The sequence below is a fragment of the Microbacterium sp. AK009 genome (assembly GCF_013410955.1).
Lineage (GTDB): Bacteria > Actinomycetota > Actinomycetes > Actinomycetales > Microbacteriaceae > Microbacterium.
This window is the reverse complement of record NZ_JACCCG010000001.1, coordinates 352930-364633: the sequence shown is the minus strand read 5'-3', so window position 1 is coordinate 364633 and position 11704 is coordinate 352930. Positions and strand designations below refer to the sequence as shown.

Sequence of the window (11704 nt, the reverse complement as noted above, 5' to 3'; positions counted from 1 at the left end):
CGTCAGACGCGAGCCGCCTGGTAACCGGCCTCTTCGACCGCGGCGACGACGGCGGCGTCGTCGATGGCGTCCTCAGCCGAGACGACGAGCTTCCCGGTCTGGGCCGAGACGTCGACGACCGTGAGGCCGGCGATCTCGCTGACCTCTTCGCGGACCGACATCTCGCAGTGGCCGCAGGTCATGCCGGTGACGGCGTACTCGGTGGTGGTGCTCATGGCTGCTCCTCGATACGTCTAGGGGGTATCCCTCGACCTCGAGCATACCCCCTGGACGTATACCCCAGGGCCGCGTCGTTTCCACCGCCCCCGGCCCCGCCCCGCCCCGAGAAACCACACCCCCGCCCGCACACCATCCACGACGTGGTGTGTCGGTGAAGATGTGGTTTCTCGGCGGGAGGGCCGCGCCTCACCTCACGGCACCACGATGCTGAAGTCGGGGTCCCCTTGATCGAGCACGCCGAGCAGCGTGATCAGCAGCGCTTCATCACCGGTGACGGAGACTCCCGCGCGGCGCGCACCCGCGACATCCCCTGCCGCGAGCGGCGCGAGCGCGGCCCGCGGCGCCGAGATCGTCACCGCGCACTCCCCGCGCCCGTCGCGCACCGCGGTGAACACGCCGTTCCGCAGCGTCGCCCGGTACGTCTCGCCGTGGTCGGGGAAGCGCCACCGGATCGCGAGGTCGAGCTCCCACGCGGAAGGGCCGTCGACCTGCACCGCGAGCGCGTCGAGGAACTGCCGGGGCGCGAGCGCGCCGAGCACATCGCCCGAGATCGTCACCGGCGTCCCCCGGCTCCCGGCCCGCAGCTCAGCCGCGCCCATCAGGTAGGCGTTCCGCCACGTGCCGTTCTCGCTGCCGAATCCGAGCTGTTCGAGAACGTCCGCGAGAAGGGCGCGGGCATCCGGATGACCCGGGTCGGCGAACACGGCATGATCGAGCAGCTGCGCAGCCCACCTCAGGTCCCCCGCCGCGGCGGCGCTGCGCGCCCGACCGACGACCGCGTCGACACCGCCCATCGCGTCGACGTACCGCTCGGCCTCCGCCTCCGGCGGGTGCCGCCACAGTCGCGCCGGGTTCCCGTCGTACCACCCCATGTACCGCTGGTAGATCGCTTTGACGTTGTGGCTGACCGATCCGTAGTACCCGCGTGCGTGCCACGCACGCTCGAGCGCCGGTGGGAGGCGGAACTGCTCGGCGATCTCGATCCCGGTGAGCCCGCGGTTCAGCAGCCGCAGGGTCTGGTCGTGCAGGTAGGCGTACAGGTCGCGCTGCTCGCCGAGGTACCGCAGGGCGCGCTCGCGCCCCCAGGTCGGCCAGTGGTGCGAGGCGAACACCACCTCGAGGTCGTCGCCGAAGAGGTCGATCGCCTCGGTGAGGTACCCGGCCCACGCGCGCGCGTCGCGGACGAGCGCCCCGCGGATCGTCAGCACGTTGTGCAGGGTGTGCGTGGCGTTCTCGGCGGCGCAGAGCGCGCGGCGGTCGGGGAAGAAGAAGTGCATCTCGGCCGGCGCTTCCGATCCGGGTGCGAGCTGGAACACCATCCGCACCCCGTCGATCGTGCGCTCCTCCCCGGTGCGGGTGATGAGGTCGGTGGGCGGGATGAGCGTCACCGTCCCGGTCGAGGTCGTCTGCCCGAGCCCCGCGCCCACGCTCCCCCGCGGACCCTTCACGAGCACCGCGCCGTACATGTACGCCGCGCGGCGGGTCATCGCCGTGCCGGCGTAGAGGTTCTCCGAGATCGCGTGCTCGAGGAAACCGTCCGGTGCGAGCACCGGCACCTCCCCCGCGTCGACCTCAGCCTGCGTGGTGACGCCCTTCACCCCGCCGAAGTGGTCGACGTGGCTGTGCGTGTAGATCACCGCGGTCACGGGGCGCTCGCCCCGCACCGAGCGGTACAGCCCGAGGGCGGCCGCGGCGGTCTCGGTCGAGAGGAGCGGATCGATGACGATCACCCCGCGCTCGCCCTCGACGAAGGTGATGTTCGACAGGTCGAGGCCTCGCACCTGGTAGATCCCGTCGACGACTTCGTAGACCCCCTGGCGGGCGACGAGCTGCGATTGCCGCCAGAGACTCGGATGCACCGTGGCCGGCGCCTCGTCATCGAGAAACGCGTAGGCGTCGGCATCCCACACCACTGCGCCCGCCGCGTCCACGACCTCGCCGGGTACGAGCGCGGCGAGGAACCCGCGGTCGGCGTCGGCGGCGTCCTGCCCGTCGGCGTCGCGTCCGTCGCGCGCGATCACGGCCCGACCGCCGGGTCGGACGGCCGCGGGGGTGCCGCCGGCGGCGCGGTCGGGGGCGGCGCGGGCGGCGTGGGTGGCGTGGCGGGTGGCGTCGGCGTCACCGCAGGCGGCGCCGCGGCAGGCACCGCCGCCCCCGCAGGCACCGCCGCGCCCGGCACCGCCGCGCCCGGCACCGCCGCGCCCGGCACGACGGTCGGCCCCGCGGCATCCCGCGCCCTTCGCTCCACGTGCCACGGCCGCTGCCGATGCACGTCGAGCAGCTGCGCTCCGAGCCCGAACAGCACCATCGCCAGCCACACCAGGATGTTCAGCCACGGGATCTGCAGGGCGATGATGAGGATCACCCCGCCGACGAGCGCCGACACGACCGGTGGCACGCGGTCGCGGAAGATGAGCCGCCCGAGGTAGTGCGCGCTGTAGACGAAGGTCGCCAGCACCATCAGGGTCCACACCAGCAGCCCGGCGAGCGCGAGCGGGAAGCCGACCACGGTCACGGCGAGCACGAGCAGTGCGGGCGGCACGGCGATCGCGCCGATGAAGCCGACCAGCAGCGCCTTCCACGGCGAGGGGATGAGCTGATCGGTGACGCGGTCGAGCCACCGCGGAATGAGCAGCCCTGCCGCGAGCGTGATGAGGCTGAGCGACACCAGCGCGAACAGCACGCCCAGCAGCCAGCCGACGAACACCGCCCAGGGCGAGACCTCCATGCGGGGCGTCTCGGGCGGTTCGATCCGCTCGACCGACCCTGCCACGGCGCCGTCGGCGATCCGCGCCTCGTCGCCGCTCACGTAGGTGAGGTCGCCGCCGATCGACCCGTCGACCCGCAGCCGTTCGGTGATGAGGTAGACGTCTCGACCGACGTCGCCGGAGACGCTCGTCGCCCCGGTCGCCCCGACGACGTCAGCGTCGATGAGCGCATCCTCGTCGATGATCAGGGTCTGGGCGAACACGGTGGCGCTTCGCGTCACCACGCCGCTGATGGTCACCGCTTGCCCGGCGAGACGGATGTTCCCGTCGACCGTCCCGCTGATCGTGATGGTCTGCGCGGCGGCGATGATGTCGCCGGTGACGTCTCCGCTGACGGTGACGCTCTGGCCTGCGGCGTACACGTCGCCGTCGACGTCGCCCGAGACATCCACGGCGACGCCGGAGTAGAACTGCGGCCCCTCCCCGTCATTCGACGGCGTGACGAGGGCGGCACCGCCGGTGCCGAGGAGCAGGATGACGGTCGTCACCGTCACCGCGAGGAACGGCCGCGCGACGCGTCGCCACGGCGTTCGCGCGCGAGGAACAGGCTGCGTATCGGTCATACGCCCACGGTCGTCGCGTCCGCGGGCCGGGTGCGGGTCGAACGTCCCGCCGCCCCGCCCCGCCGCGCACGCAGCACCCCGCCCCGACTCATCCACTGACATACTCTTCGCCCCGACGCAACCTCCTCCTCCCGCCGCGCACCCCCACGCAGAATGAAGCAATGGCTTCATCACTGGCCCCCGATCCGCTCAGCGGCGCCGACGCCGCAACACCCTCCTCGTACGGCGTGCTGTGGTCGCGCGTCGAAGACGGCTTCTACGTCGCCAACCGCGACGGCGTCTTCCTCGGCTACCTCGACCGCGAGGCCGACGGCACCTATCGCGTCTTCAACGGCCGCTCCCGCCAGGTCGGCGAGGCGCCCGACCGCCGGCAGGCGATGGCCCTGCTGCTCGCCCACCACGACCGGGAGGCAATGGCATGAGCATCACCACCGGCGACGAGCTCGTGTCGGTCGTCTACGTCAGCCGCGCCCGGACGGACGTCGGCGACGACGCCCTCCGTGACATCCTCACCGAGAGCCGTGAGAACAACGCCCAGTCGGGCGTGACGGGCGTGCTGCTCTACCGCGACGGCCGGTTCGTGCAGGTGCTCGAAGGCCCGCGCGACTCCGTGGAGAGCCTGGTGGCCACCATCACCGCAGACCCGCGTCACGACGACATCCGCATCGTGCTCGACGAGCCGATCGACGAGCGCCAGTTCGGCGACTGGACCATGGAGTTCCGTCCTGTCGCGACGCCGCAGCGCGCGCTGCCGCGAGGCTTCCGCGACTCTTTCGACGATCTGGATGCTGCGGAGAGCCCGGGCAGCGCCGCCCGCGCCGTCCACGACATCGGCCTGTGGGTCAAGGCCCGCAGCGCCCGCACGTAGGGGCCAATCCCGAAAATTCGCCCCGCAATCACCCTCATCTCGCCCTGAGCCCATCCGTTCCGGCGCCTATGAAGTAGCGTCAGTACTGAGAGCCCGGCGGTACGCAGGCTCTACCCAGGAACCGCAGGTCACCCGAACACCTGCGGCCGAAAACCTCGCTCGGTCGGCTGGCCGGCACTCGTCGCGACCCAGAACGCGACGCCGATCGCCGACCCCCAGAGTCGCAGGTGCCGTGACCCGTCCCACAGCGGGGCACGGCACCTGTTCTGTTGATCATCGACCGGCCGAGCGCGCATCGCTCCGCGCCACGCCGCGTCTTCTGCACGGATGCGCACCTCTTTCGGCGCGCCGTCCTCCGCAGCGAGCGCACATCTGTGCACATTCGTCCAGCTGCGGCGGAATGTGCTTTCACGCTCTCAGCGAATGGATAGGGTTCTCGACGGCTCTGGAAACGGTTCCAGGGATCCGACAAGGGAGTTCAGGATTCAATGAGGCAACGACTTCTGCGGCGCAACAGCTTCTGGCTGGTGTTCTCGCTCGTTCTCATGCTCGTGTCTGCTGTGGGTGCGTCGCTGGTGCAGACCGCCGGCGGCAACGTCGAGGTGAAGGACATGCAATGGGAGGCGGCCTCGGGCCGCGAGATGAATGCGCTGCTGTTCAAGCCAGTGGCGGCCTCGGCCGACGACCCACGCCCCGCGATCGTCGTCAGCCACGGCTGGTGGAACAACCGCGAGATGCAGACGGCGAACTACGTCGAGCTCGCTCGTCGCGGATATGTCGTCGTCTCGATCGACATGTACGGCCACGGCGACTCAGACCCGCTGCCGGCGGGTGAGGAGGCGGTCGGCGGCACCGGAATGCACGACACCGTGAAGCTCCTCGCCGACCTGCCCTATGTCGACACCGAGCGCATCGGCGTCTCGGGGCACTCCAACGGCGCCCGCGCCGCGAATTTCTCCGTCGCGCTCGACAACGAGGCTGACACCCCGCTGATCGCCTCGGTGCTGCTGGTCGACAACGACGCGGTCTACACCGATGAAGAGGGCGCGTACACCAACGTCTACGGCTCCCGCGACACCGGCATCGTGCAGGCGCAGTACGACGAGTTCTTCTTCCGCAGCTACGACGCCGAGGGCAACGCCTTGACCCCGCCGCGCGAGTTCCTCTCCACCCCGAACGCGCAGTCGTTCCTGTCGTTCGGTGCCGACCCGGCCGAGGCCGAGGAGCGGGACGGCTTCGAGGTCTACACCGAGAACGTCGACGGCGAAGAGGCGATGCGCGTCATCTACTCGCTGCCGCAGACGCACCCGTGGTCGACGATCTCGAGCGCCGCCGTCGGCCACCTCGTCGACTTCTTCGAGGAATCGCTGGGCGCTCCGAACCCGATCCCCGCGAGCAACCAGATCTGGCAGATCAAGGAGGTCTTCACCACGATCGGCCTCGTCGGTTTCGGCATCTTCCTCGTCGCCTTCACCCGCGCCATGCTCACCGTTCCCGCGTTCGCCCGGCTCCGTGTAAGCGAGACCCTGCCCGCCGCTGCACCGACCCGCAAGGGCCTCGCCTGGTTCTGGGGCGGACTCGCGCTCTCGGTCGGCATCTCGGCGGTCAGCTACGTGCTGCTCAGCCAAGCACCGTGGGCCGGCGGCATCGCGTTCGGTGTCACCAACCTCATCGCACCCGGCGTGCCGTGGTTCATCGGCATCTGGGCGGCGATCAACGGTCTCGCGGCCATCGTCATCATGGTGGTGTCGTACCTGGTCTTCGGGCGCGAGAGCGGCCAAGACCTCCGCGCGTCGGGCGTACTGCCCGGCTGGGGTCGGTTCTTCCAGGGCATCGCGCTGGCGCTCGTCACGGTGGTGGCCGCGTTCCTCATCGTGTTCGTGCTGGACTACTTCTTCACGACCGACTTCCGCCTCTGGGTGGTCGCGGTGAAGGTATTCACGCCCGACAAGATCTGGTTCGCGCTCCTCGTGCTGCCGCTGTTCCTGGTGTACTTCTTCGCCAACTCGGTCGCGATCAACGGGTTCAACCGCTTCACGCTGGCGGGCAAGGAGTGGCTGAACACCCTCGTGCTGGCCGTGTTCAACGCCCTCGGCCCGATCATCCTCGTGGTGCTGCAGTACACGACGTTCTTCATCACCGGCGAGACGATCCCGGGCTTCGGAGGCATTTTCAGCATCTGGCTGTTCCCCGTCATCCTGATCCTCGCGGTGGCGGCGGTGATCAGCCGGAAGATCTACCGCGCGACGAACAACCCGTACATCGGTGGCTTCGTGAACGCGGCAGTCGTCACCCTCATCTCGGTGTCGAACTCGCTCGTGTTCGTCTGACCTCCCCCTCGGGTGCCACTGCGGCCCGGGCTCGACGCTTCGGCGTCCGGCCCGGGCCGCGTCGCTTCGTCACCGCCCGAAGACCGCCCGCATCTCCTCCCACGCCTCGGTGCGCACGTACACCGGCACCACCTCGTGCTCGACGCTCCGCCGCAGAACGACCCCGCCCGACACCCGCTCGCCGCGGAACGCGTCGACCCACTCGCCCGGCGGCAGCGCCACCTCGTGCTCGGCCTCTCTCTCGCCACCTACCTGTGGTCGTTGAGCGAGCGCAGCGCGCCGAAACGCAGCCTCACCAGAGCAGCAGCGCCAACCCCGAGGCGTTGTACAGCACGTGCGCGACGATCGCCGCCCACAGCCGCCCGGTGACAACAGTTAGCACGCCACACCCGACGCCGACCACGAGCGACCCGACGATCAGTCCGACCGGCACGAGCACCCCTGCCGCGACGACGTGCAGAAGCACGAAGGCAGCGGTCGACGTCGTGACTGCGACGATCGACGCCCCCACTCGCCCCGCGTCCGCGAGTGCGTCGAGCAGCGCGCGCACCATCAGTCCGCGGAAGTACAACTCCTCCACGATGGGCGAGATGATCACCGCGGCTGACGCGGCGACCGCGAGCGCGAGCGTCGCATCGCTCGACAGTGCTCCGCCGAGGGGTCCGCCGAACCCGCCGAGCGTCGGCGCGAAGAGTTCGACGATTGCGCGCGCGACGATTGCGACGAAGAGCCCATACAAGAGGTCGGTCCAGACCCAGTGCCGGACGCCGGTGGCCCGCGCGAAGCCCACGATCGACGTGAATGCGGCGGCAGCGACGATCGCGACCACCAGGGGCGCATTGGCAGCGAAGATCGACGCAACCGCCGCGAGCCACGCGGGCATCCCCGCCCACATGGGCCCGGTCGCATCGACGACGAAGAGAAGGAGAGCCGCAGCCCCGAACCCGCCGGCGGCGACGAGGAGCGCCCGCCAGGGCTGGTGGTACGACCGGGTGAAGAGATACGGCTGCCCCGGGGTGACGCCCGGGACGGATGACATGGAGAAAATGCTATCCGCAATGCCCGCCTTCGCACGACGCAACGACAGCGACCCCGGGCAATTGCCCGGGGTCGCTGTGTGGTGTGTTGCGCTGAGGCCGCGAGCCTTACTCGGCGTTGGCAGCAGCGCGGCGACGAGCCACAGCGGCGGTGATGGCGATGCCACCGAGGCCGACGGCGCCCGCACCGAGCCAGATGGCGGCGGCCGGAACGGCGTCCGAACCGGTCGCGGGCAGCGTGCCGCCGGTACCACCGGCGCCACCGCTGCTGGCAGAGGCAACGGTCACGGTGATGCTGTCAGTGTCGCCGTCACCGTCGGTGATGTCGATCCGGTACGTACCTCCCGCGGTCGGCGCAGTGAAGGTCGCCTGGGCGGTGCGGTTCTCGTCGGCCTGCTTGATGGCGTCGTCACTGGTCACGACGGCAGCGAAAGCAATCGAGGTCAGCGTGTTCTCGCTGACGCCCGCGCCGCTGGTCGAGAACGTGACGGTTCCGTCAACATTCTGAGCCGTGATGACGGTGGCCTGACCAGGAGTCAGGGTCACGTCGCCTGCAGTCGTCTCGACATCGGATGCGTAGCCGTCGGCCATCGCCGCAGCCGAGCTTCCGAGAACGAGAAGGCCGGCAATACCGATGCCGGTAAGAGTCTTTTTGATCATGCGCTGGTACCCCCCACAAGGTCCTAGGCGTGGATATGGAATTGCGAGATGAGAGCGACATGAGAACTAGCTGTGTGCTAGCTGAGCCGCCGTGCACCCCAATGCTAAGGGGCAAGCAAGTGGTTTCCACAACCGGATTCGTTTCCAGCAGGTAACGTTTTGGCGCCGCCGTGTCCGCCATTCGGGGGACATCGAGGCCGAAAACCCGCGTAATTCCGGGGTTTTCTGCGCCGGCAACTTTTCTGAAGAAGAGTTACGCGAGAACCGTCCCCGCGACCGTGAGCACGACGAACGACGTGTTGTACACCGCGTGAAGCACGATAGCGCCCCAAATCCGGCCGGTGAGGAGCACCACCCCGGAGGCGACCAAACTGAGCAACGTCAGTCCGACGACATCCGTCCCCTGGGCTGGTCCGGGGAGAGCGTGCAGCAGGACGAACAGCCCTGTCGACACCAGCGACGCGGCGATTCCCGCCGCCAGGTGTCCGAGCGGTCGCCGCAGGATCGTGAACACGGCAACGAGCAATACGCCTCGGAAGAAGAGTTCCTCGACGACGGGTGCGAAGACGACGGCCCCGATCAGGTCGACGGTCCACCACTCCGACGCGGGCGCACCGTCGATCGTCGTCGTGGACGGCAAAGGAGCGGGGCCGGCCGCGAACCCCTGGGCGATGCGGACCGCGACGCCGAGCCCGATTCCCCACAGCAAGTCGAGTGGTCGTAGGCGAAGCAGCCCGACCGGACGCGAACGGCTGAAGGCGAGCACGACGACGGCGAGCATCGCCAGACCGACCACGCCGGTTGCGATCAGGGGTGCGACCGACGCGTCCCACGCCCATTCGATAAGTGCGCCGACCAGCACGCCGATTCCGAGTGCGACGAGCGCGGCCGCAAGCAGCCACTCGCGCCACGCGCGGACGGTGCTGCCGCCCAGTCGCCAGTCGGTCCTCGGTCGCCGCGTCCGCCGCGAAACCGCGGTGTCGACGTCGCTAGAGTGATCGAGCACTCGCTCACGTTACCCCGAGGGGGAAAGGTAACCCGGTGTTCGAGATCCTCACTGTGTGCACGGGCAACATCTGCCGGTCACCCCTCGCGGCGTACCTCCTGCGGACCCGCCTGGCACCCCTGGATGCCCGGGTGAGCTCAGCCGGCACTCGCGGTATGACCGGTGCACCGATGACGCCCGAGACGCTCGAGCTGGCTGCCGCGCTGGGGATCCCCGCCACCGAGACCGCGACGCACCAGGCTCGCTTCCTGAACGAGAACCACCTGTCTTCGCCCGACCTCATCCTCGCGATGACGCGGGACCACCGCCGCGAGGTCGTCGAACTGGCCCCGTCGCGGATGCGCTCGACGTTCGCGATCCGAGAGTTCGCGCGCCTCGCCGCCTCGCTGACCGACCACCAGCTGATGATGGCGGCGGATACCGGCGGTGATGATCCGTCAGCGCGCGTCCGCGCGGTCACCGCCGCGGTCGCATCGCAGCGCGGCCTCGTCTTTCCGCCTGAAGACCCCACAGACGATGATGTCATCGACCCGTACGGCCGGTCCCGTCGGACCTACGAGCTGTCGGCATCCCAGCTCGAACCCGCGGTCACGTCGACGGTTCGCGCGCTCAGGCTCGCCCTCACCTGACGCGACTGGTCACTCCCCCGAAACACCGCCATGGCAGGATGGTCCGCAAGTTCGGGACACGAGAGGCACCATGGAGCTCATCGACTACATCCGCATTCTGCGGAAAAACTGGCTGATCATCGTGGTCGCGACGCTCTTGGGCATCGGTGTCGCCGCCACCTACTCGCTGACGCGAACCCCGCAATACGAGACCCAAAGCACGGTCTTCGTGTCCAGCCAGAGCGGCACGTCGATTCAGGAACTGCAGCAGGGCAACGTCTTCACGCAGGACCGTGTGACGACGTACTCCAACCTGGTATCGACCCCGATCGTCATGAACCCCGTGATTGCAGAACTCGACCTCGGCATCACCGCGGCTCAACTTGACGCGAAGGTCGAAGCGTCGTCCGCGCTCAACACGACGTTGATCACCATCACCGTCACCGATCCCGACCCGATCCTCGCAGCCGATATCGCGAATGCCTTGGCCGCAAGCCTCACTGCTGCGGTGGAGGAGATCGAGACTCCGAACGACTCCGACGTGAGCCCGGTCCGCTTGACGCGGGTGAAGGACGCCCTGCCGCCGCTCGCACCGTCGAGCCCGAACGTGCCACTGAATCTCGCGCTCGGCGCACTGGTAGGTCTCGCCCTCGGCGTCGGTGCAGCCGTTCTCCGATCGGTATTGGACACGCGTATCCGGTCACCGCGCGATGTCGAGCAGGTCACTGACCGCCCGATGATCGGCGCGATTCCGTTCGACTCGAAGGTCAAGGAACGCCCGCTGATCGTTCACGCAGACCCGTTGAGTCCGCGAGCGGAGTCGTTCCGCGCGCTGCGTACCAACCTGCAGTTCCTCGACATGGAGGGGCGATCCAGCTTCGTCATCACCTCGAGCGTTCCCAGCGAAGGCAAGTCGACGACAACCATCAACCTCGCCATCGCCCTGGCGGATGCGGGTAAGCGCGTCGCACTCATCGACACCGACCTCCGCAAGCCGAAAGTGGCCGAGTACCTGGGTATCGAGGGCGGCGCCGGCCTCACTGACGTGCTCATCAACCGTGCCCGCGTCGGTGACGTCATGCTCCCGTGGGGTCAGCGGAGCCTTTACGTCCTCCCTGCAGGCAAGGTGCCGCCGAACCCCAGCGAGCTGCTCGGGTCGGCGCAGATGCACACCCTTCTCGAGGTGCTCGAGCGTGACTTCGACGTCGTCCTGTGCGACGCTCCGCCGCTTCTCCCTGTCACCGATGCCGCAATTCTTGCCAAGGCGACGAGCGGAGCGATCCTGATCGTCGCTTCCGGTCAGACGAACCGTCATCAGCTGAGTGGCGCGCTGGATGCTCTGCAGACCGTGGGCGCCAAAATCGCGGGCCTGGTCATGACGATGGTCCCGACGAAGGGCCCCGACGCGTACTACGCCTACGGCGCCGGATACGGGTACGGGTACGGCTACTTCCAGGAGCAGCCGACGAAGGGCCGTCGCGCCAAGGCGGACAAGGGCGCCGGTCGCCGCCGCGGAGCTCCCCTCGCTGCAGCTCCCGTCCCGGCTCCCGCGCCCACGACACCACAGCGAGGTGATCGTCCGGCGGGCGCCGACTCCACGGCCCGCAGACCCGCGGATGTCGGGCAACCGACACAGCGCTGACAC

Annotated in this window: 12 protein-coding genes; 5 read left to right on the top strand and 7 right to left on the bottom strand. The window is 68.9% G+C overall.

The window, feature by feature from the left end; all coding sequences use genetic code 11:
- Positions 1-2: 2 nt before the first annotated feature.
- The 3 genes from HDC37_RS01810 to HDC37_RS01800 form a co-directional block, all read right to left on the bottom strand.
- Entirely contained in the window at positions 3-215 is a 213-nt protein-coding gene (locus HDC37_RS01810; RefSeq protein WP_179558674.1) for a heavy-metal-associated domain-containing protein, read from the bottom strand.
- 195 nt (positions 216-410) lie between these two features.
- Positions 411-2240: an alkyl/aryl-sulfatase gene (locus HDC37_RS01805; protein ID WP_179558673.1), complete on the bottom strand. Its 1830-nt coding sequence runs from the start codon at positions 2238-2240 to the stop codon at positions 411-413.
- Complete coding sequence (locus HDC37_RS01800; RefSeq protein ID WP_218869263.1) at positions 2237-3550, bottom strand: polymer-forming cytoskeletal protein; 1314 nt, start codon at positions 3548-3550, stop codon at positions 2237-2239. Before HDC37_RS01800 ends, HDC37_RS01805 begins: the two co-directional genes overlap by 4 nt.
- Positions 3551-3711: 161 nt before the next feature.
- Between HDC37_RS01800 and HDC37_RS01795 the strand changes: the two genes are divergently transcribed.
- The 3 genes from HDC37_RS01795 (at position 3712) to HDC37_RS01785 (ending at position 6748) form a co-directional block, all read left to right on the top strand.
- A complete protein-coding gene (locus HDC37_RS01795) occupies positions 3712-3972 on the top strand; it encodes a hypothetical protein (RefSeq protein WP_179558672.1) in 261 nt (86 codons plus the stop codon).
- Positions 3969-4418 carry a BLUF domain-containing protein gene (locus tag HDC37_RS01790; RefSeq protein WP_179558671.1) on the top strand — a complete coding sequence of 150 codons (450 nt, stop codon included), beginning with the start codon at positions 3969-3971 and terminating at the stop codon, positions 4416-4418. The genes HDC37_RS01795 and HDC37_RS01790 overlap by 4 nt, the downstream gene beginning before the upstream one ends.
- Before the next feature lie 488 nt (positions 4419-4906).
- Entirely contained in the window at positions 4907-6748 is a 1842-nt protein-coding gene (locus HDC37_RS01785) for an alpha/beta fold hydrolase (RefSeq protein ID WP_179558670.1), read from the top strand.
- Between the two features lie 69 nt (positions 6749-6817).
- On the opposite strand, the gene HDC37_RS01780 is transcribed toward HDC37_RS01785, so the two are convergent.
- The 4 genes from HDC37_RS01780 to HDC37_RS01765 all read right to left on the bottom strand — a co-directional run bounded on the left by HDC37_RS01780 (position 6818) and on the right by HDC37_RS01765 (position 9451).
- Positions 6818-6970 carry a hypothetical protein gene (locus HDC37_RS01780; protein ID WP_179558669.1) on the bottom strand — a complete coding sequence of 51 codons (153 nt, stop codon included), beginning with the start codon at positions 6968-6970 and terminating at the stop codon, positions 6818-6820.
- A gap of 70 nt (positions 6971-7040) precedes the next feature.
- Entirely contained in the window at positions 7041-7787 is a 747-nt protein-coding gene (locus HDC37_RS01775; RefSeq protein WP_179558668.1) for a CPBP family intramembrane glutamic endopeptidase, read from the bottom strand.
- A gap of 106 nt (positions 7788-7893) precedes the next feature.
- Positions 7894-8445, bottom strand: coding sequence for a hypothetical protein (locus tag HDC37_RS01770; protein ID WP_179558667.1), 552 nt, complete (start codon positions 8443-8445; stop codon positions 7894-7896).
- Positions 8446-8698: 253 nt separating this feature from the next.
- The gene (locus tag HDC37_RS01765; protein ID WP_179558666.1) at positions 8699-9451 is read right to left on the bottom strand and encodes a CPBP family intramembrane glutamic endopeptidase; all 753 of its coding nucleotides are present in this window, start codon (positions 9449-9451) and stop codon (positions 8699-8701) included.
- 35 nt (positions 9452-9486) lie between these two features.
- On the opposite strand from HDC37_RS01765, the gene HDC37_RS01760 reads away from it, so the two are divergent.
- On the top strand, positions 9487-10080 hold the full coding sequence (locus HDC37_RS01760; protein WP_179558665.1) for a low molecular weight phosphatase family protein: 594 nt from the start codon (positions 9487-9489) through the stop codon (positions 10078-10080).
- A gap of 70 nt (positions 10081-10150) precedes the next feature.
- Positions 10151-11701, top strand: coding sequence for a polysaccharide biosynthesis tyrosine autokinase (locus HDC37_RS01755; protein ID WP_179558664.1), 1551 nt, complete (start codon positions 10151-10153; stop codon positions 11699-11701).
- Positions 11702-11704: the final 3 nt, after the last annotated feature.

Coding starts and splice junctions, on each gene's coding strand:
- HDC37_RS01810 (WP_179558674.1), bottom strand. CDS start 215: ATGAGCACCACCACCGAGTACGCCGTCACCGGCATGACCTGCGGCCAC.
- HDC37_RS01785 (WP_179558670.1), top strand. CDS start 4,907: ATGAGGCAACGACTTCTGCGGCGCAACAGCTTCTGGCTGGTGTTCTCG.
- HDC37_RS01755 (WP_179558664.1), top strand. CDS start 10,151: ATGGAGCTCATCGACTACATCCGCATTCTGCGGAAAAACTGGCTGATC.
- HDC37_RS01800 (WP_218869263.1), bottom strand. CDS start 3,550: ATGACCGATACGCAGCCTGTTCCTCGCGCGCGAACGCCGTGGCGACGC.
- HDC37_RS01775 (WP_179558668.1), bottom strand. CDS start 7,787: ATGTCATCCGTCCCGGGCGTCACCCCGGGGCAGCCGTATCTCTTCACC.
- HDC37_RS01790 (WP_179558671.1), top strand. CDS start 3,969: ATGAGCATCACCACCGGCGACGAGCTCGTGTCGGTCGTCTACGTCAGC.
- HDC37_RS01795 (WP_179558672.1), top strand. CDS start 3,712: ATGGCTTCATCACTGGCCCCCGATCCGCTCAGCGGCGCCGACGCCGCA.
- HDC37_RS01770 (WP_179558667.1), bottom strand. CDS start 8,445: ATGATCAAAAAGACTCTTACCGGCATCGGTATTGCCGGCCTTCTCGTT.